This window comes from Niveispirillum sp. CC-CTL257 (assembly GCF_059489915.1).
On record NZ_JCAJXE010000001.1, the window covers coordinates 3,050,539 to 3,068,480 of the forward strand.

At 64.9% G+C, this 17,942-nt stretch carries 19 protein-coding genes and 1 tRNA gene; 3 read left to right on the forward strand and 17 right to left on the reverse strand.

Going from position 1 to position 17,942, the window contains the following annotated elements:
* Positions 1 to 5 precede the first annotated feature (5 nt).
* The 15 genes from ispG to ABC729_RS14375 all read right to left on the reverse strand — a co-directional run bounded on the left by ispG (position 6) and on the right by ABC729_RS14375 (position 13,550).
* On the reverse strand, positions 6 to 1,130 hold the full coding sequence (gene ispG, locus ABC729_RS14305; protein ID WP_495608225.1) for a flavodoxin-dependent (E)-4-hydroxy-3-methylbut-2-enyl-diphosphate synthase: 1,125 nt from the start codon (positions 1,128 to 1,130) through the stop codon (positions 6 to 8).
* 42 nt (positions 1,131 to 1,172) lie between these two features.
* A complete protein-coding gene (locus ABC729_RS14310; protein ID WP_495608226.1) occupies positions 1,173 to 2,384 on the reverse strand; it encodes a helix-turn-helix domain-containing protein in 1,212 nt (403 codons plus the stop codon).
* Positions 2,385 to 2,475: 91 nt separating this feature from the next.
* Positions 2,476 to 4,779 carry a phosphoenolpyruvate--protein phosphotransferase gene (gene ptsP, locus ABC729_RS14315; RefSeq protein WP_495608685.1) on the reverse strand — a complete coding sequence of 768 codons (2,304 nt, stop codon included), beginning with the start codon at positions 4,777 to 4,779 and terminating at the stop codon, positions 2,476 to 2,478.
* A 260-nt stretch (positions 4,780 to 5,039) separates the two neighbouring features.
* Positions 5,040 to 5,729: a hypothetical protein gene (locus ABC729_RS14320; protein ID WP_495608227.1), complete on the reverse strand. Its 690-nt coding sequence runs from the start codon at positions 5,727 to 5,729 to the stop codon at positions 5,040 to 5,042.
* On the reverse strand, positions 5,726 to 6,307 hold the full coding sequence (locus ABC729_RS14325) for a YcbK family protein (RefSeq protein WP_495608228.1): 582 nt from the start codon (positions 6,305 to 6,307) through the stop codon (positions 5,726 to 5,728). Before ABC729_RS14325 ends, ABC729_RS14320 begins: the two co-directional genes overlap by 4 nt.
* Positions 6,304 to 6,987 (reverse strand): response regulator transcription factor, encoded by a 684-nt coding sequence (locus ABC729_RS14330; protein ID WP_495608229.1) that lies wholly within the window; start codon positions 6,985 to 6,987, stop codon positions 6,304 to 6,306. Before ABC729_RS14330 ends, ABC729_RS14325 begins: the two co-directional genes overlap by 4 nt.
* Positions 6,988 to 6,998: 11 nt before the next feature.
* Positions 6,999 to 7,301 carry a flagellar motor switch protein FliN gene (gene fliN / locus ABC729_RS14335; protein WP_054168127.1) on the reverse strand — a complete coding sequence of 101 codons (303 nt, stop codon included), beginning with the start codon at positions 7,299 to 7,301 and terminating at the stop codon, positions 6,999 to 7,001.
* An 88-nt stretch (positions 7,302 to 7,389) separates the two neighbouring features.
* On the reverse strand, positions 7,390 to 8,130 hold the full coding sequence (locus tag ABC729_RS14340; RefSeq protein WP_495608230.1) for a trypsin-like serine peptidase: 741 nt from the start codon (positions 8,128 to 8,130) through the stop codon (positions 7,390 to 7,392).
* A gap of 8 nt (positions 8,131 to 8,138) precedes the next feature.
* The gene (locus ABC729_RS14345; RefSeq protein WP_495608231.1) at positions 8,139 to 8,264 is read right to left on the reverse strand and encodes a hypothetical protein; all 126 of its coding nucleotides are present in this window, start codon (positions 8,262 to 8,264) and stop codon (positions 8,139 to 8,141) included.
* A 128-nt stretch (positions 8,265 to 8,392) separates the two neighbouring features.
* On the reverse strand, positions 8,393 to 9,514 hold the full coding sequence (locus ABC729_RS14350) for a calcium-binding protein (RefSeq protein ID WP_495608232.1): 1,122 nt from the start codon (positions 9,512 to 9,514) through the stop codon (positions 8,393 to 8,395).
* A gap of 319 nt (positions 9,515 to 9,833) precedes the next feature.
* Positions 9,834 to 10,952, reverse strand: coding sequence for a calcium-binding protein (locus ABC729_RS14355; protein WP_495608233.1), 1,119 nt, complete (start codon positions 10,950 to 10,952; stop codon positions 9,834 to 9,836).
* Positions 10,953 to 11,377: 425 nt separating this feature from the next.
* Positions 11,378 to 11,453, reverse strand: a tRNA-Ala gene (locus ABC729_RS14360).
* Positions 11,454 to 11,569: 116 nt separating this feature from the next.
* Positions 11,570 to 11,905 carry a cupin domain-containing protein gene (locus ABC729_RS14365; protein WP_495608234.1) on the reverse strand — a complete coding sequence of 112 codons (336 nt, stop codon included), beginning with the start codon at positions 11,903 to 11,905 and terminating at the stop codon, positions 11,570 to 11,572.
* A 147-nt stretch (positions 11,906 to 12,052) separates the two neighbouring features.
* Positions 12,053 to 12,829: a bactofilin family protein gene (locus ABC729_RS14370; protein ID WP_495608235.1), complete on the reverse strand. Its 777-nt coding sequence runs from the start codon at positions 12,827 to 12,829 to the stop codon at positions 12,053 to 12,055.
* A 40-nt stretch (positions 12,830 to 12,869) separates the two neighbouring features.
* The gene (locus ABC729_RS14375; protein ID WP_495608236.1) at positions 12,870 to 13,550 is read right to left on the reverse strand and encodes an EI24 domain-containing protein; all 681 of its coding nucleotides are present in this window, start codon (positions 13,548 to 13,550) and stop codon (positions 12,870 to 12,872) included.
* A gap of 130 nt (positions 13,551 to 13,680) precedes the next feature.
* Here ABC729_RS14375 and ABC729_RS14380 point away from each other — a divergent pair, with 130 nt between their 5' ends.
* On the forward strand, positions 13,681 to 14,667 hold the full coding sequence (locus tag ABC729_RS14380; RefSeq protein ID WP_495608237.1) for an adenosine kinase: 987 nt from the start codon (positions 13,681 to 13,683) through the stop codon (positions 14,665 to 14,667).
* Between the two features lie 142 nt (positions 14,668 to 14,809).
* Here the strand turns inward: ABC729_RS14380 and ABC729_RS14385 are convergent, their stop codons facing one another.
* A complete protein-coding gene (locus ABC729_RS14385) occupies positions 14,810 to 15,679 on the reverse strand; it encodes a DUF4743 domain-containing protein (RefSeq protein WP_495608238.1) in 870 nt (289 codons plus the stop codon).
* On the reverse strand, positions 15,676 to 16,926 hold the full coding sequence (locus ABC729_RS14390) for a TCR/Tet family MFS transporter (RefSeq protein ID WP_495608239.1): 1,251 nt from the start codon (positions 16,924 to 16,926) through the stop codon (positions 15,676 to 15,678). Before ABC729_RS14390 ends, ABC729_RS14385 begins: the two co-directional genes overlap by 4 nt.
* Before the next feature lie 124 nt (positions 16,927 to 17,050).
* Between ABC729_RS14390 and ABC729_RS14395 the strand changes: the two genes are divergently transcribed.
* Positions 17,051 to 17,242 (forward strand): twin transmembrane helix small protein, encoded by a 192-nt coding sequence (locus ABC729_RS14395; protein ID WP_421893983.1) that lies wholly within the window; start codon positions 17,051 to 17,053, stop codon positions 17,240 to 17,242.
* Positions 17,243 to 17,266: 24 nt separating this feature from the next.
* Positions 17,267 to 17,869, forward strand: coding sequence for a cob(I)yrinic acid a,c-diamide adenosyltransferase (locus ABC729_RS14400; RefSeq protein WP_495608240.1), 603 nt, complete (start codon positions 17,267 to 17,269; stop codon positions 17,867 to 17,869).
* Positions 17,870 to 17,942 lie beyond the last annotated feature (73 nt).

Genomic DNA, 17,942 nt, shown 5'->3' on the forward strand with positions numbered 1-17,942 from the left:
ACGGGTTAAACCGTCGCCGCCGCGACCTCGGCGGCCTTTGCTTCGACCAGCTTCACCAGATGGTCGACAATGGCCTCGTCCTTCAGGCGGTGGGCCGGGACGCCGCCCAGATAGACCTGATGCGTGCCCTTGCCGCCGCCGGTGAAGCCGATATCGGTCATGGTCGCCTCCCCCGGCCCATTCACGACACAGCCGATGACAGAGACGGTCAGCGGGGTGGTGATATGAGCGAGACGCTCTTCCAGCACCTCCACCGTCTTGATCACGTCGAACTGCTGGCGCGCGCAGGAGGGGCAGGAGATGACGGTGACGCCCCGGCGGCGCAGGCCCAGACTTTTCAGCATCTCATACCCGACCTTCACCTCTTCCACCGGATCGGCGGAAAGGGAGACGCGGATCGTATCGCCGATGCCCGACCAGAGCAGCATGCCCAGCCCGATGGAGGATTTGACGGTGCCGGCCCGCAGGCCCCCCGCCTCCGTGATGCCGATATGCAGCGGGTAGTCGCAGGCCTCCGCCAGCCCCTGATAAGCGGCGACAGCCAGGAAGACGTCGGATGCCTTCACCGAGATCTTGAACTCCCGAAAGTCATGATCTTCCAGGATCTTGGCGTGGGTCAAAGCGCTTTCGACCAGCGCTTCCGGGCAGGGTTCGCCATAGCGTTCCAGCAGTTCGCGTTCCAGGCTGCCGGCATTGACGCCGATGCGCATGGAGCAGCCATGGTCCTTGGCGGCCTGCACCACCTCCCGTACCCGTTCCGCCGAACCGATATTGCCGGGATTGATTCGCAGGCAGGCGGCACCCGCCTTCGCCGCCTCAATCGCGCGGCGATAATGGAAATGGATGTCGGCCACGATGGGCACCTGTGCGGCGCGCACAATCTCGCCCAGGGCCGCCGTGCTGTCCTCATCCGGGCAGGAGACGCGGACAATATCGGCCCCCGCCTCTTCCGCCCGCCGGACCTGTTCGATGGTGGCCTTGGCATCCGCCGTGGACGTGTTGGTCATGGTCTGGACGGTAATCGGTGCATCGCCGCCCACCAGCACCGACCCGACCCGGATCTGTCGCGACTTGCGGCGCTGAATCTGACGCCAGGGGCGGTGGGCGGCGGGGTCGTGGTTGGGGCTCATGAGTGAACCTTCGAGGACAGATGTGTGTTTCGTTGGTCGGGATTACCGCCCCGCCAGCGCTTCCGGTGCCAGGGGGACGCTGCGCAATACCTGGGACTTCGCACCCAGCGGAGCAAGGTCGCGACCATCGAGGGACACGACAAGGCCGCCGGCATTGCCGGTGTTCAGCACCATGCCGGGCACGTCGGGGGCGCGGAACAGATCGCCCCGGCGCAGCACGCGCGAGGCCCAGAGCGTGCCCTTGCCGTCGCGTACCTCAATCCAGCTGTCTTCCACGGCGCGGATGGTGACGCGGACCTTGCCTTCCGCCAGACCGAAGACGCGGCCTGTGGGCACCACCTGTTCGGTGGTGGCGGGCGGGGCGTTGGCGGCGGGGGCGGCGGGCGTGCCCGATACCTCTCCGGCGGCCACCGGCTCCACGTCCGGCGTGGCGGGTTCGGGGGCGGTGGTCGGGGCGGGGGCCTGGCCCAGGTCGGGCAGCTGTGGCACCTCGCTATCCTCTTCCGTCGCCGGGCCCTGGGCCACGGGTGTGGTGTCGGTGGCGGGCAAGGGGGTGCCAGCGTCGGTAGCAGCAGGGGCGGGCTGGGCAGCGGGCAGGCCGGTTGTGGTGGCCGACCCGACCTCCGGTGCTGATGGCGGGGCGGCATCGACAAGCGCTTCCACCTGCCCCTGGTTCAGGACGGGTGTCGGCGTGGGTGGTGGCTCCACAACAGTGCCATCGCCATAGATCAGCTTGGACAGGCGTTCCGGCAGGGCCGGGACCAGATCGCCCACCGAGCGATCCGCCGCCGACAGCACATACCAGCCGCCATAGACACCCAGCGCCAGCAGGGCGGAGATCAGCAGCACGGCCCCGCCGGGCACGCGGCTTTCATTCACGGGTTCGGGGAAGTAAAGTTCCGGCGCCGGTTCATGCCCCGCCGCATCCTGCCGGAACCGCAGCAGAACAGCACCGGGGTCCAGCCCCACGATCTGCGCGTAGGAACGCAGGAAGCCCGTGGAATAGGCATGGCCGGGCAGGTCGCCCCAGCGCCCCTCCTCAATCGCTTCCAGGAAGTTCAGGCGAATGCGCAGATTGGCGGCCAGATCGGGCAGGCTGTAGCCCAGCGCCTCGCGCCGGGCCTTCAGCGCCTCACCGACATGACGGGGGCCGGGCGGATGGGCGGGGTGTGCGTCGGTCTCCGCTGCCGCCGAACCGGCACCGCCCTGGCGCATGTCACGCATATCCTGCTGTCGTCCGTACTGGTCGCCCATGGTTCCCCGCCGGCTTTGACCCTGTTCTTTACGCTATTTCTCTTAGCAACCGGGGATGGGTTTGCGCAACCCACCCGCCCGGGGTTTGGCCCTACCCCAAGCGGACACCATGATCGGCGGCATAGGCCTTCAGATAGGGCCGCAGGGTGCGGACCGGCAGGTGGTAGAGCTGATCCATATAGGCGGCCAGATCACCGACATGCAGCGAGCGCAGCATGCTTTTCACCTCGAAAAAGGCGGGGGCCGACATGGAAAGATGGCGCATGCCGACACCCAGCAGGGCCATGGCGTCCAGGGGCTTGCTGGCCATTTCCCCGCACAGTGATAGGGTAACCCCCGCCTCCCCGCATTTTTCGACCAGCATCTTCAGCACGCGCAGCAGGGCCGGCGACAGCAGGTCGTAGCGGTTATTCATCATGGGATTGCCGCGGTCGCTGGCGAACAGGTACTGCAACATGTCATTCGACCCGACCGACATGAAATCGACCAGGGGCAGCAGGGCGTCCAGCTGGAACAGCAGGGCCGGCACCTCCATCATCACCCCAACTTTCAGGTCGGTTGGACCTGGATGTCCGCCATCCTTCAGACGCTTGACCTCCAGGTCCAGGATGCGGCGAGCCTGGATGAATTCGGCGACAGTGGCGACCATGGGGAACATGATCCGCACATCGCGGCCCGCCCCCGCCATCAGCATGGCGCGCAGCTGCTTGCGCAGCATCGACGGCCGGTCCAGACCGATGCGGATGGCGCGCCAGCCAAGGGCCGGGTTCTCTTCCCCCAGTTCCGGGAAATAGGGCAGGGTCTTGTCGCCGCCCACATCCAGGGTGCGGAAATTGACGGGCAGGCCGCCCGCTTCCTCCAGCACCTTGCTGTAATTCTCGAACTGCGTCGCCACGTCCGGATAGGAGGGGCGGACCATGAAGGGGATTTCGGTGCGGTACAGGCCGACCCCGTCCGCCCCCGTCGTCTTCAGATGCGGCAGGTCGATCAGCAGCCCGCAATTCAGCATCAGCTTCACGTCCTGCCCGTCACGTGTGACGGCGGGCAGTTCGCGCAGCCTTGCATATTCGGCCTGCCGGCGCTGACGGGCGGCGAGGCTGGCGGCGAAGACGGCCTGGATATCATCGGCGGGGCGCACGAAGACCTGACCATTGTCGCCATCGACGATCAGGAAATCCAGCGGCTCCACCCGGCGCAGGATGTCGGCGGCCTGACCCACGACGGGAATATCCAGCGCACGGGCCACGATGGCGACATGGGAGTAGGCCGACCCTTCCTCCAACACCAGGCCACGCAGGCGGCGGCGGTCATAATCCAGCAGTTCGGCCGGACCCAGATTGCGGGCCACCAGGATGAATTCATCCGGCAGGGTGCCGCCCGTCGCCACGGCAGGCTTTCCGGCCAGATGCTGCAACAGCCGGTTGGTGATGTCGTTCAGGTCCAGCAGACGGTCGCGGATATAGGGATCGGCCACCTGCGCCATGCGGGCGGAATTGTCATCCTGCACACGCTGCACGGCCGCTTCCGCCGTCAGGCCCGACCGGATCGCCTCCCGGATGCGGTTCAGCCAGCCACGGTCGGCGGCGACCATGCGGTAGGTCTGCATGATCTCCGCATGTTCGCTGTCGCTTTCGCCCACCGCAATCAGCATCTGATCGATGGCCGAATGCATGCTGGTCACGGCCTCTTTCAGGCGTGCCAGCTCCGCCTCTGGGTCATCGGCCACCATCTGGCGGATGGTCAGCTGTGGCCGGTGCAGGACGGCCACGCCCATGCCGACGCCCCGGTTCAGGCTGGTGCCTTCCACGCGCGACGGCAGCAGGACCAGATCATTGACCACCGACAATTCGCGGCTATCGACCAGTTCGCCCACGACCACCAGCTCCGCCACGATCATGGCGATGGTCTGCAGCGTCTCCACTTCCTGTTCGTCATAATCCCGGCGGTCCTTGTGCTGGATGGCCAGCACGCCGCGCACGCGGCCCCCGCGCAGGATGGGAACGGCCAGGAAGCCGTTGAACGGGTCTTCCCCCGTCTCTGGGCGATAGGCGAAATTGGGATGGCTGGGCGCATTGGCCAGTGCGATGGGGCGGGAATGCGCCGCCACATCGCCGATCAGACCCTCGCCCACCCGCATGCGGGTCTTGTGGACAGCGTCCGGGTTCAGACCGATGGTGGCGAACAGTTCCAAAACTTCGCCCGCCCGCATGACGTAGCAGGAGCACACGTCCGCCGTCATTTCATGGGCGATGGTCATCACGATCTTGTCGAGCCGGTCCTGCGCGGACCCGCTGCCCGCCATGACATCGCGCAACCGCGCCAGCAGGCGCCGCGCGCCGGCTGCGGGATCGGGGCTGCGCCCCACCTCCGGCACGATGGCCGGGGTGCCGCTCATCATCGTCATGGCCTGACCAGTTCCATTCCGCATGCACCAGGCCCGGCCCCCAGGAATGGGCAGCCGGTCGCCGTATCCCTACCACATGAAGCGCGCCACCACACGGTCCGAATGGCGGTCACCAGTGCAAACTTTTGAGTTCCTCAATCGCCGGCGCTGCATTCGCAGCTTGGCTTGCGCGGCACGTGCCGCGCGGCAGCAGTCGCTGCCGACGCTGTTTTCGGTCACCCGAAAACAGCTTCAAATGGGGTAGGGCGCAATCACAGATCAGGCAGTTGCAGCGGCAGGTCGGCGCGGCAATCGCCGGCGGCCAGGGCGTCGCGCAGGCCCTGGAACAGCACCGACAGGGCCAGGTCGCGGTTGGGCAGGCGGATCAGGTCGCCATCGGCGTCCAGTTTCAGGCCCTGGCGCGCGGCCTGGGCCTGCAACGCCTTGGCGATGGGTTCCTGGCCGGAATGGCTGGCCCCGCACTGCACCAGGGCCAGACGTGGGGCATCCGTGCCCTGGCGCATCAGGGCGAAGAAGGCAAAGAGGTACCGTTCCTCGGCATTGCCCACCCCTTCCGTCAGGGTGCGGGCCAGATCCTTGGCGTGGCGGGTGCCGTGCAGCAGCCGTTCCAGCCCCGCCTGGGTCACGCGGCCCTGGGCCAGGAAGACAGCGCGCGCCTCCCCGCCCGGCACCATGATCCGGGTCAGTGGAATGTCGGGCACGGGTTCAAACGCGATGGAGCCGACGCGACCGCCCGGCGCGCTGACCAGATAGCGCAGGCCCACCCGCATCTTTTCCTCGGTGACGGTCAACGTATCACCGGTGCCGGTGGGCAGGTCGCGGGGGACCGCGCCGGCGGGCAGCGCATCACCGGTGGGCAGGATGGGCACGCGCGACGTGAGGACCGGTTTGCACCCGGTCAGCGGCAGCAAAATGGCAAGCGCAAGCAGCCAGCGCCTCATCGCGTTTTCCAGGTGCGGTTGGGCCCCGTATCAATATGGGTATGGCCGGTCGAAGGATAATAGGCGGCCCCGCCCCGCTGCATGGTTTTCGCAATTTCGGCCAGGGCCGGGCCGGGCAGCAGCGGCACCTTGAAATCCATGGCGCGGCCTTGCAGGTGATAGCTTTCGCGCGCCGCGTTGGGATTGTTGCGGACAAGATCCTCATTGGTGCCCTGAGACCGGAACCCGTCCGTCACCTGCACCTCTGTCGACGGCGGCAGGCCCGTGCGCTGCAACAGGTCGAACATGAAATCCATCAGCAGCGGGTCGATGCGCCCCACCTGCCCTGTCCGCCGGTCGCGCAACAGCAGTTCCACCTTCTGCATGGCGCGCGGGTCATAGGCATTGTTGAAGAAATAGACCACATCGGCCCGTTCCCCGCTTTTGGCATGGAATAGCACGATGCGCCGCACCGCTGGCAGGGGTGGCAGGTCAGGCGGCAAGCCTTCCTCATCCTCCGGTCGGGGACCCGATGAACAGGCGGCAAGGGGCGACAGGGCCAGAAGGGCCAGCAGGGCGCGGCGGGAAGGAAGCGTCATGCCGGCACAGGCTCCAGCGTCAGGCGGTAACCGCCATCCACCCGCAACAGCAGGGGATCGCGGCCCGGACCCGCCCCGATCTTGCGGCGCAGGCGGTAGATATGGGTTTCCAGCGTATGGGTATCGATCCCGGTGCCATAGCCCCAGACGGCATCCAGCAGATCCTGCCGCGCCGCCATGCCGCCGCGCCGACAGAGATGATCCAGGATCTGGGTTTCCTTTTCCGTCAGACGGATGGCGGTGCCGTTGCCCATTTCCAGCCGCTTGGCCGTGGGCAGGAACCGGTAGGGGCCGATATGCACGGCGGACGCCGTGGCCGCCTGTACGGCATCGGCCTGACGCAGCAGCGCCTTCAGCCGGGCCAGAAGGGTGCCAAGGCGGATGGGCTTATCCAGATGATCATCCGCGCCCGCCGGCACGCCCATGCCCGGCGGCAGCAGCAGGATCAATGGCCCGGTCAGGCCGCCCGCGCGCAGGGCCGGGATCAGACCGTCGCCGGCCAGCGCGCCATCCAGCAGGGCGGCATCGGCGCCGTCACCGGCCAGGATGGCAAGGGCCGCCTCCGCCGATGGGGCGGGTAGGGCGCCCAGGCCCGCCTGCTGCGCCAGCTGTTCGGCCAGACTCTGGCATAAGGTGGGATCGGGATCGATCAGCAGGATGCGTTTGGACGCATTATGCATGGCGTCCCCGGTCATTCACCGGGGCCGGGGCCCAGCGGTTCACGCCCGCGCGTGGCCTGAGGCATCAGCTCCACGATGGTCAGGCCCAGACGGCCATCGACCACCACCAGTTCCCCCCGCGCCACCATGCGGTCATTGACATAGACATCGACCGGGTCGCCCACCACGCGTTCCAGATCCACCACATCGCCCGCCCCCATGCGCAGCAGCTGACTGATGCGAAGTCGGCGGCGGCCCAGGCGGACCGACACCTGCACCGGGACGGACAGGATGGAGGAACGGTCGAGATCGTCGCCGGACATCGGGTCGGGCATGGGCAGCGGTTCTTTCCACGGACGGTGGGAAAAGGCATTACAGCGACTATAGGCCAATTCCGCAATGCGGGGAAAGCCTTGCCCGCCGTCAGGGTACGGAAAGCGCCTTGATAGCCGCATCCAGCCCCAGGGGCCAGATGGCAAGATTGCCGGCCTGGGCCGTAATGCCGACATTCACGCCGCCGACCCGCCACTGCCCGTCAATCCGCACCAGCAGCGGCCCGCCGCTGGTCCCCCGGCTGGCCGAACAGGAATGGAAGATCAGAAGGCCTTCCGGCCCCGACAGCCGCGCCTGCGCCGTTACGGCACAATCACGGTCAGCCATCAGCAGATGCACGCGGTCCTGGCTGAACCCCGCCAGGGCCACACTGTCGCCCGGTGCGGCGGCGCGGGGCGCGGGCGGCAGGGCGGGGACGTCGGCCGGGCCGGACAGGCGCAGCAGGGCCCAGTCATGACGCACGCTGTCGCCTGGCCTTGCCCCGTCATAGGCGGGGGGCACATGCAGGGCGTCGACCGTAAGGTGGGTTTTATATTCCCCCCGCTCATACCCCAGCAGGATGTGCAGAGACCCCGCCTCCAGCAGGCGGCGGGTGCGGGGATTGTACAGGCAATGGGCGGCGGTCAGCACCAGACGGGCACCGATCACGGTGCCGGTGCATTTGCCGCCGATATTGGTCTGTACCCGCGCGATGCTGTTCCAGGGCGCGGTGGCGATGTCCATGATCTGGCGGCTGTCATCCGCCGCGACGCCTGGCGCGCGCGCCTCCTGCGCCAGACCCGGTGAGACCAGGGCGGCAAAAGACACGATCAGGGCCATCAGCCGGCGCATCAATTGGATCAGAAGGGGCTGCTGTCGCCGCCGCCGGCATCGCCGCCGGTCAGGAACATCCAGATGGCGTAATAAAAGACGCCGGCAAAGGGCAGGCCAACCAGCATGCCCAGAAGCATATAAACAACATACATGACGCACCTGTAACGAAAGCGGCTGCGCGGGGAAGGGAATGGCCGCCCATCCAGCGGCACGGCCATTCCCCGTTGCTACGCCCCGTACCAAACGCTGTCACGGGACAAAAGGACGCGGGTGTCGAATGTCAGCCCAGCCAGTCCAGGGCGGAATTGGCGATCTGGGCCAGTCGTCCCTCCGTCGAACCCACGGTCAGGAAATGCAGCAGGGGGTTGAGGCCGCCGGCCTGCACATCCTCATTCGCGGCCAGATAGGCCTTGGTGTTGAACAGGGCCGACGGGTCGCGCCCTTCCTTCCAGCCATATTGGTTGAAATGGGCCCAGGCCGTGGTCTCGCCACGGGCCACGTTGGCGGCAACGTCCTTGTACTGCGCCAGATAGTAATCGACATCAAACAGGGCGTTGGGATCACGCCCTTCCTTTTCACCATAGCGCTGGAAATGCTCCCAGCCGCTGGCGAAGGCGCCGCTGCGCACGGCCACCGCGACATCGCCATAGCGGGACAGGTACAAAGCCTCGTCAAAGCCGGCGGGGCCGGTGCCGGGGGTGATCGGGGTCAGCAGTTTCACATCAAGGCCGAATACCGCCACCTCCACACCGCGAATATCGGCGCTTTCCTGGAACTGCGGCAGCTTGGTGTTGACGACCATGTACTGGCCCTGGCTGCTGCTGGCCGAGGTGAACTGATAGGAACTGGCCGGGCTGTCGAAATAGGCGATGTCCAGACCGTCACCACCGATCAACCGATCCTCGCCCGTGCCGGCGATCAGGATATCGTCACCGAAACTGCCATTCAGCACGTCATTTCCGGCCTCACCCATCAGGGTGTCATTACCGCTTTCACCCAGCAGCATATCGTGACCGGTGCCGCCCAGGACCAGATCATGGCCGCCGCCGGCCTTCACGACATCGTCACCGCCCAGGCCGCGCAGGGTGTTGTTCAGCGCATTGCCCTGGATCGCGTTATCCAGCGCATTGCCGATGCCCACCAGTGGGCCGCGGGTGGCCGGGTTTGGAACATGGCCGCGATCAGCATACTCCAGGCTGAGATCCTCCACGAAATCGGGCAGCACGAAATCGATATGGGCAATGACCAGATCATGCCCGCCGCCCGTTTCCTCACGGATAACGGTGCCGTAATGCAGGATGTCATAGGTGTCGTCGCCGGCACCGCCGGTCAGCGTATCCTTGGGTGATTCAGAATAGAGATAGTCGTCATTGGGCGTTCCCGCCCGCGTGGTCGCAGACATGATGTGTCAATTCTCAAGAAATGGCGGACGGGGCCGTTCCATGCGACCGGTCGCCGTGGCACCCCTCTGCCCGGCACCCGTCCTGGAAAGGCCGATCATGCCAATCATCACCCCTGTAAAGCGAATGTTGCACATTTTTGCAAATGATCAACAGCTTTTTACAAATGGAAATAATAGAAACATGACTTATTTATTTCAGGAATCTCTATGGTTCTGACGGTCTTTTTGTATCATTATTGAAAAAATTGCAAAATTGATATCTACATTTCCGATCAGGCACCCTGGCTCCCGTTTGAAAACGGAAGCCAGGGCACTCGGATCAACCGATCCAGTCCAGCGTGCTGTTCGACAGCTGGGCCAGCCGGCCATCGGCGGCACCGATATGCAGGAAATGCAGCAGCGGGTTCATGCCGCTGGCCCCGACATCGTCATTGGCCTCCAGATAGGCGCGGGTATTGAAATAGGCCGACGGATCGCGCCCTTCCTTCCAGCCATAATTGCTGTAATGCGACCAGGCCGTGATCTGCCCGCGTGCAACGGCGGCGGCCACATCCTTGTTGTTGGCCAGATAGTAATCCGTGTCGAACAGGGCGTTGGGGTCCCGTCCTTCCCGTTCCCCGAACTGGCGGAAATGCTCCAGGCCGCTGGCGATGTTGCCACTACGGACGGCGGCAGCCACATCGCCGTTCATCGACAGATACAGCTTCTCGTCAAAGCCGTTACGGGCCGTGCCGGGCGTGGGCAGGCTGTTGACCAGCACGTCCAGGCCGAACACGACCAGTTCGATGCCGGTCAATGTGTCGGTGCCGTCGCCATTGACGCTGGTGATGGTGATGCCGCCATTGCCGTCGCGGACAAAACCATGGTCACCGCCGACAAAACCCACACGTCCCTCATAGCGGACGACGTCCAGACCGTCATTGCCGAAGATACGGTCGTCACCGGGGCCGCCGAAGAAGACATCATCACCGGGGCCGCCCGCCAGATCATCATTGCCGGCCCCGCCATAGAGCGTGTCATTGCCGGCCCCGCCCGTCAGCAGGTCGTTGCCGTCGCCGCCATCCAGGCTGTCGTCGCCACCATTGCCCAGCAGCGTGTCATTGCCGGCCATGCCCTTGATGATATTGTTCAGGGAATTGCCGCCAATGGTATTGTCCAGCCGGTTCCCGATGCCGATGATGGCACCGGCGCTGGCCGGATTAGGAATATGCCCGCGCGCGGCATAATCCATGGCCAGATCCTCCACGAAATCGGGGAGGACATAATCGATATGGGCGACCACGACATCATAGCCGCCATTGGCCTCTTCCCGCACCTTAGTGCCGTAATGCAGGATGTCATAGATATCGTCACCAGCTCCGCCGGCCAGCGTGTCGCCCGGCGACTGTGAAAGCAGTGTATCGTCATTGGGCGTACCCGCCCGCAAGCTACCAGACATTTTATTTCGATCCATAAAGGATGGTTGCCGCCCCTGTCTCGTGGATTTACGCGCCTGATCATGGCTTCACCGTGACCGGCCTGGGGCCGATCCGTGAATTCATATTCGTTTTGGCTAATCCATTCGGCAGGGGGATTTCGACAGCCAAGTAACGCCCCTGGCCGGTACTTATAGGGGTAGGAATGTAACGGTTCAAATGCCGCCCATGCTCAGTGGCATGGGGCCACTTATGCGCAAACCAGGATTTTTACTTGCGATAATGCAACGGACAGGTGCTGTCTGGGGAGCATCTGGAGCCGCCGGCAAGGGGGCAACCCCGTGAGCAGGGCCGGTGGCCCCGTCCCCTTGCCGGCAACCGGACCGGTCATCTGAATCTGGCCGGAAACGACAAAGGCCCCGCCGTTTCCAGCGAGGCCTTTTCGATTTGGTGGAGCCAAGCGGGATCGAACCGCTGACCTCTACAATGCCATTGTAGCGCTCTCCCAGCTGAGCTATGGCCCCGAAACCTGTACGCGGCGTCTGGGTGACCGTCGCGGTGGCCGGCTTTATGGACAAAAGCGGCGGCGGATGCAAGCCCCTTGATCAGCGATCCAGGCAAAGCAGGCATGTGAAGGACATCAGCGCTCACCACCGTCGGGTCCCCAGAAAATGGCCCAGCAGGTGAAATCATCGCTGAAGCCGGTGAACCGATGCTCCGCCCTGGCTTCCACAAAGATCAGATCGCCAGGGCCGAAGGTCTGTGCCTGCCCCGCCTTCTCAAAGGTACCGGTGCCGGTCAGAACCACATATAGCTCGTCCTGTTTGTGCGGCCCCTGTTCATCCCGGCCCTGTGGTGCATAAAGTCCGGCCTTCATGCTGCCATGGCGGATCATATATTCAAACCGCTGAATTCCCGTCCGGCCCGCGATGGCGGCCATGGCACTGGCGGGGGTGAACAGGAAGGGTTGGGTCATTCGGGCGCGCTCCGGCAGGCGATAACCCGTTTAGCGAACAACATAGCAATGGCACCCGCCAAGTCTCTGAATTGTCCTCGCCACATGAAAAACCCCGCCGGCGGCACCGGCGGGGTTCTCATTTCTCAACAGAAGCGGAAGGCGGGATCAGCCCACCACTTCCTCTTCCTCAACCTCGGCCACCGGGGCGGCGGCAACCTGAACCGGGGCCGGCTGCGGGGCGGGGGCGGCGGGCTTGGGTGCCGCCGCTTCCGCGCTCAGGACCTGGATGGTGCCTGACAGCTGCCCGCCATTTTCCACTTCCAGCGTGCCGTAGCGGATATTGCCCGTGATGCGGCCCGTGGTGCGGACCTTCAGGGTGCCGCGGACAGTGATGTCGCCTTCGAAGCGGCCGCCGATATCGGCCTCATCGATCTCGACAGAGCCCTTGAACAGGCCGGTATCGGTGATCTCCACGACATGGCCGTCGCGCAGCTTGGCCTCCACCGTGCCTTCGACGACCAGCACGTCGCAGGCGGCGATCTCACCCGACAGGCTGATATCGCGGCCCACGATCAGCTTGCGCATCTCTGCGGTGGAGGGGCTGTTCCCCTCTACACCGGTGGGGGCCACGCGCTTGGGCGGGCTGTTGGGGATATCGACGACGCGGCGCGGGATCTCCGTCTTCAACGACGGGGCAGCAGAAGAAAGCGGGCCGCCGGGCGGGGTGGAGAAAGGCGTATTCATCGTCGTCCTCGGGCTGGTTTCAGAACCGGTATCGGTGCTGGGGTCAATCGTGGCGGAAGGGTTGGCAGCCGCCGCCGGTTCCGCCGGGCGGAACCCGGCGGCGTTCCCGCCCGCGTCGGACGGCGGTGCGGGCGGCACCGGCGGTTCGGGCGGGGTGGGCGTGGCTGGGGCCACGGGCGGTCTTTGGCGTCGGAACATATCGTCTTGCCCCCTGTATCTCATCGGCTAAAGGCGGGGTTCACACAGATGCAGCGACCGGAAGATCACGCCGCATCTCTTCAACAAGATGGGCCATGAACGCCGCCGCCAGCACGGGCACCAGCAGATTGACGAGTGGCAGCGACGAAAGAAAGGCGATAATGACGCCCGCCACAAAAAGTCCCATCCGCTGCTCGCTGCGCAGAAATTTCACCCCCATCGGGTTAAGCCGACGGACGGCCACCAGTTCGAAATATTCCCGTCCGATCAGGTAACCATTCACCAGAAACCAGACGAACAGGTTGACCACGGGCACGAAATAGAAGGGCAAGGCCAGCAGATTGGCCAGCACCACCAGCCCCAGAAATTTCAACCCCTCCAGCACAGAGCGCCATACGGGGATACGGCGTGGCGGGGGCAGGTGCGGGTAATGGTGGCGTTCCACGGCATCGACGATGCCATCCAGCATGGTGGAGGAAACGGCGACCATCACGGCGGGAAACATCAGCCAGGCCAGCGCCAGTGCCGCCACCCCGCCCAGCAGGTCGATGCCCGTTTCCACCCAGCCGATATCGAACAGGGATGTATGGGTCAAAAGCCAGCCGAACCCCGTCAACAGGGCCACGAACAGCAGGACGGCACCCAGCGCCGAGAAGATCAGCACACGGGTGAACGCGGGGTCGGGCAGTTGCCCAACGGCGCGTGATAACTCGCGGATCAATGCGTTGGCCCCCTGCCCGGATCGGCACCCATGCACCAGCGCTACCCATATGGGGATGCATGGGCACTTGCCGCAAGACGCGGTCTGCCTATACTCCCCGCCAATTCTGATTGTTTTGTGGAGGCCATTCGTGGCGGCTTTGTATGATGTGGTGGGTCTGGGTAACGCGATCGTCGACGTGATCGCCAAGGCCGACGAAGAGTTTCTGACCGCCAATGGCCTGGTGAAGAACGCCATGCGCCTGATCAGCGCCGAAGAGGCCGACGCGCTGTATGCCAAGATGGGGCCAGGCCTGGAAATGTCGGGCGGGTCTGCTGGCAATACCATGGCGGCCCTGGCGTCGCTGGGCGGCAAGGGCGTTTTCGTGGGCAAGGTCGCCCATGATCAGCTGGGCAAGGTCTATCGCCATGATATTCGCGCCGCCGGCGTCGTGTTCGACACGCCTGACCTGACCGATGGCAAGCCCACCGGGTCCTGCCTGATCCTGGTGACGCCGGACGGCCACCGGACCATGAACACTTTCCTGGGTGCCTGCCTGGACCTGACGCCCGATGATATCGATCCGGCGGTGATCAAGGCATCCAAGGTCACCTACATGGAAGGTTACCTGTGGGACCCGCCGGCCGCCAAGCAGGCCTTCCTGAAGGCAGCCGCCCTGGCGCATGAGGCCGGGCAGAAGGTGGCCCTGTCGCTGTCCGACCCGTTCTGTGTGAACCGCCACCTGGACAGTTTCCGCGATCTGGTGAAGAACCATGTCGATATCCTGTTCGCCAATGAGAGCGAGATCGTCGCCCTGTTCGGCGGTGATTTCGACAGTGCCGCCGCCGAGGCGCGTAAACATGTGGAAGTCGCCGTCCTGACGCGGGGCGAGCAGGGGGCAACCGTCCTGGTGGGCGGGGAGACCTATTCGGTTCCCGCCGAGAAAGTGTCCCGGGTCGTGGACACCACGGGGGCGGGCGATCTGTTCGCCGCCGGCTTCCTCTATGGCTATACCCAGGGGCGCAGCCCGTCCGATTGCGCCCGCCTGGGCGCCATCTGTGCTGGTGAGATCATCACCCATTATGGCGCGCGGTCAGAGGTCAATCTGGCCGAACTGGTGAAGTCCAAGGGGCTGTAAAGGGACGAGGTGCAGATACCAACCGGCACCTGTGCCGGTTGGCTGGCGCGTTGAGCGCGAGCACCCCCATGGGCGCGCAAGCCAAGCCGCCGGATGGTGCGCCCGGCGTGAGGGTGCATGCAAAATGGCGGTGACCGTCAGGTCACCGCCTTAACCCCCGACAAAGCTCCAGATATTCCGGGTGGTCGGGGGTCAGCCAGCCATGGCGGATCAGAAAATCGATCACCGTCAGGTTAACATTGAATTTCCAGTCATCGCTGTCCCGTACGCTTTGCGCCACGCGGGCGATGGGCCACAGCTCGAACCGCTCCACCTCGCCATCGGTATTGCGGGGTACGAAGTCGGACGGCAGTTCCAGGTCATAAAGGAACAGCACATCGGGCTTCAGTCCCTTTTCCTGTTCCATCAGGTAGGTGATGGCCCCCACGGGCACGGCGCGCAGCGCCATGTCCGCCGGCAAGCCTGCCTCTTCCCAGGCTTCCTTGACCAGATTATCGGCAAGGCTGAGGCCTGCCGGCTGTCCGCCGGCCACCAGATTATCGTACTGGCCCGGAGCCACGCCCCGGTCCATGGCGCGCTTGCCCACCCAGAGATGGATACCGTCTTCGCGCCGCACGAAGCCGTTGACGTGCAGGCCATAGGCCGTGATCCCGAAGAAGGGGATGGCCGCGCGGTCCAGCTCCATCAGGGTGGGGCGGTCCCAGCCGTCGGACACCGCATACATTTCCCGGCGTAACTTCGGGATCGTCCTATCCGCCACCAGCCGGTCCAGCGCCGCCGCTACGGCGCGGGTGCGGGACGGGGCGTCGGTCAGGCTGGGATGCAGGGACAGGCCGCCGGCATCCGGGATGAAGGGCGGCCCCAAGGCCAGCAACCGTTCCATGAAGCCGATCCGCACCTGCCCCACTGTCACGCCAGCGATGGAGAAGGGCCGGAAGCCCGACAGATCATGACGGTTGCAGGCCCGGACATGGCGCAGGAAACCGGTTGCCGGAAATTCATCGACCATCATACCGCCTCCGTCACCGGTTCAGCCTTTCTGGGGGCCGGCACCCGCCGCATCGCCCAAGCGGCGACCAGACCGGCCAAGGCCAGCATGGCCGCCCCGAAATAGAAGGGCATGCCAGGGATCGGGATCGTCGCCCCCTCCGCCGTGAAATGCTCGAACAGTTCCGCCCCGATCAGCGGGGCCAGAATAAAGGTCAGGCTCTGCATGCTGGCAAAGGCCCCTTGCACCGAACCCTGTTCATCGGCGCCCACACTGCGCGCCACGATGCTCTGTATGGCCGGCGAACTGATCCCGCTCATGGAATGGATGGGGATGAAAGCGGAAAAGACGGTAGCGCTTGTTGCCGCGCCATAGCCGGCATAGGCGGTGGATTCCAGACCGATACCCAGCAGGGCCGTGCGCGGTTCCCCCAACTTCTTGACGATCCGGTCGATCAGCACCCCTTGGACCAGCACCGTGGTCAGGCCGACAGCGGCCAGGGACAGGCCGTTATCCAGCTCGCTCCACCCAAAGCGCTTGGTGGTGTACAGAACCCAGACCATCTGCATCACGCCCATGGCCAGCACCATGCAGGTGCGGCTGGCTGCCAGACCCAGAACGGCGGGATGCATGGCCAGCGCCCGCAGCGACCCGACCGGATTGGCCCGCGCCCAGCTGAAGCGGCTGCGGTTGGACGGGTGCAGCGACTCGGGCAGGACCAGCAGTCCGTATAGGAAATTCAGCGCCGCCAGCCCCGCCGCCACCATGAAGGGCAGGCGGAGGTCAATCTCCCCCAGCACCCCGCCCAGGGCCGGGCCGGTGATGAAGCCGACGCCGAAGGCAGCGCCCATCATGCCGAAATTCCGGGCCCGGTCCGCCGGTCCGCTGACATCGGCGATATAGGCATTGGCCGCCGTGACATTGGCCGCTGTCAGCCCCGCCACCAGACGGCCCACCAGCAACCAGACCAGACCGGGGGCAAAGGCCATGAACAACTGGTCGATGGCCATGCCTGCAATGGAGGCCAGGATCACCTTACGCCGCCCGAACCGGTCCGACAGGGCACCCAGGATGGGGGCGAAGACGAACTGCATGACGGAGAAGGCGGCGATCATCGCCCCCATCCACCAGGCGGCGGATGCCTCACTGACCGCGAACTGCCGGATCAGGGATGGAAAGACTGGAATCGTCAGGCTGAAGGTCAAGACGTCCAGCAGGACCGTGACCAGGATGAAGGGGATGCCAGCCTGGCGGGGGGAGGATAAGGACATAAGCTCTTCCGGCTGCGGTGCCGTGGCCTCTCATATCAGAAACCCGCGGGGGAGTCCCGGACTGCTGCGATTTGTCCCGGATTGCCCCTGGGCGGCAGGGCCGTCCCGCGCTATATGGTGGGGCATGAGCGGATTCATGATCTTCCTCATGGTTCTGGCCATGATCGCCACGCTGGCTGTGCTGGTGATCGGGCTGTTTGCCATGGCGCGCGGCGGCGATTTCAACGCCAAGTACGGCAACAAGCTGATGTGGTGGCGCATCCGGCTGCAGGTGGCGGCTGTCGTGCTGTTCGCCCTGGCCTTCATGGCCTCCTGATCCATCAACACAGCAGGTAGCGCCATGGTCCGCCTCACCCGCATCTATACCCGTGGCGGCGACAAGGGACAGACGTCCCTGGGCGATGGCAGCCGCGTGCCCAAACATGCCCTGCGCGTTGCCGCCTATGGCACCGTGGACGAGGCGAACGCCATTCTGGGGCTGGCCCGACTGCATACGGGTGCCGCCAAGGACGACCCGATCCTGGCGGAGGCGGATGCCATGCTGGGCCGCATTCAGAATGATCTGTTCGATCTGGGGGCTGATCTCTGCACGCCGGAGATGGAGAACCCGCCCTATCCGCCTTTGCGCATCGTCGATATCCAGGTCGACCGGCTGGAGGCCGAGATCGACCGGATGAATGACGAGCTGGCACCGCTGAACAGCTTCATCCTACCCGGCGGTCGCCCCGCCGCCGCCTACCTGCATCAGGCCCGCACCGTGGCGCGGCGCGCAGAGCGGGAGATGACCGAATTGGCCCTGACCGAGGTGGTTGGTGCGCCGGCCCTGAAATATATCAATCGCCTGTCGGATCACCTGTTCGTCCTGGGCCGCTGGGTCAATGACAAGGGGGCATCGGACGTGCTGTGGGTGCCGGGCATGACGCGGGGCGAAACGCCGGGCTGAGCCCGCGAAACCTGCGCAGAACCCCCTTGAAATCTGTCGTATCATTGGTATCTTCCCATTACGTAAAGGGAAG

What these genes read in the sequence shown, in the direction of transcription:
- ispG (WP_495608225.1), bottom strand. Translation starts at nt 1,130, where the DNA reads ATGAGCCCCAACCACGACCCCGCCGCCCACCGCCCCTGGCGTCAGATT.
- ABC729_RS14310 (WP_495608226.1), bottom strand. Translation starts at nt 2,384, where the DNA reads ATGGGCGACCAGTACGGACGACAGCAGGATATGCGTGACATGCGCCAG.
- ptsP (WP_495608685.1), bottom strand. Translation starts at nt 4,779, where the DNA reads ATGAGCGGCACCCCGGCCATCGTGCCGGAGGTGGGGCGCAGCCCCGAT.
- ABC729_RS14320 (WP_495608227.1), bottom strand. Translation starts at nt 5,729, where the DNA reads ATGAGGCGCTGGCTGCTTGCGCTTGCCATTTTGCTGCCGCTGACCGGG.
- ABC729_RS14325 (WP_495608228.1), bottom strand. Translation starts at nt 6,307, where the DNA reads ATGACGCTTCCTTCCCGCCGCGCCCTGCTGGCCCTTCTGGCCCTGTCG.
- ABC729_RS14330 (WP_495608229.1), bottom strand. Translation starts at nt 6,987, where the DNA reads ATGCATAATGCGTCCAAACGCATCCTGCTGATCGATCCCGATCCCACC.
- fliN (WP_054168127.1), bottom strand. Translation starts at nt 7,301, where the DNA reads ATGCCCGACCCGATGTCCGGCGACGATCTCGACCGTTCCTCCATCCTG.
- ABC729_RS14340 (WP_495608230.1), bottom strand. Translation starts at nt 8,130, where the DNA reads ATGCGCCGGCTGATGGCCCTGATCGTGTCTTTTGCCGCCCTGGTCTCA.
- ABC729_RS14345 (WP_495608231.1), bottom strand. Translation starts at nt 8,264, where the DNA reads ATGTATGTTGTTTATATGCTTCTGGGCATGCTGGTTGGCCTGCCCTTT.
- ABC729_RS14350 (WP_495608232.1), bottom strand. Translation starts at nt 9,514, where the DNA reads ATGTCTGCGACCACGCGGGCGGGAACGCCCAATGACGACTATCTCTAT.
- ABC729_RS14355 (WP_495608233.1), bottom strand. Translation starts at nt 10,952, where the DNA reads ATGTCTGGTAGCTTGCGGGCGGGTACGCCCAATGACGATACACTGCTT.
- ABC729_RS14365 (WP_495608234.1), bottom strand. Translation starts at nt 11,905, where the DNA reads ATGACCCAACCCTTCCTGTTCACCCCCGCCAGTGCCATGGCCGCCATC.
- ABC729_RS14370 (WP_495608235.1), bottom strand. Translation starts at nt 12,829, where the DNA reads ATGTTCCGACGCCAAAGACCGCCCGTGGCCCCAGCCACGCCCACCCCG.
- ABC729_RS14385 (WP_495608238.1), bottom strand. Translation starts at nt 15,679, where the DNA reads ATGATGGTCGATGAATTTCCGGCAACCGGTTTCCTGCGCCATGTCCGG.
- ABC729_RS14390 (WP_495608239.1), bottom strand. Translation starts at nt 16,926, where the DNA reads ATGTCCTTATCCTCCCCCCGCCAGGCTGGCATCCCCTTCATCCTGGTC.
- ABC729_RS14395 (WP_421893983.1), top strand. Translation starts at nt 17,051, where the DNA reads ATGAGCGGATTCATGATCTTCCTCATGGTTCTGGCCATGATCGCCACG.
- ABC729_RS14400 (WP_495608240.1), top strand. Translation starts at nt 17,267, where the DNA reads ATGGTCCGCCTCACCCGCATCTATACCCGTGGCGGCGACAAGGGACAG.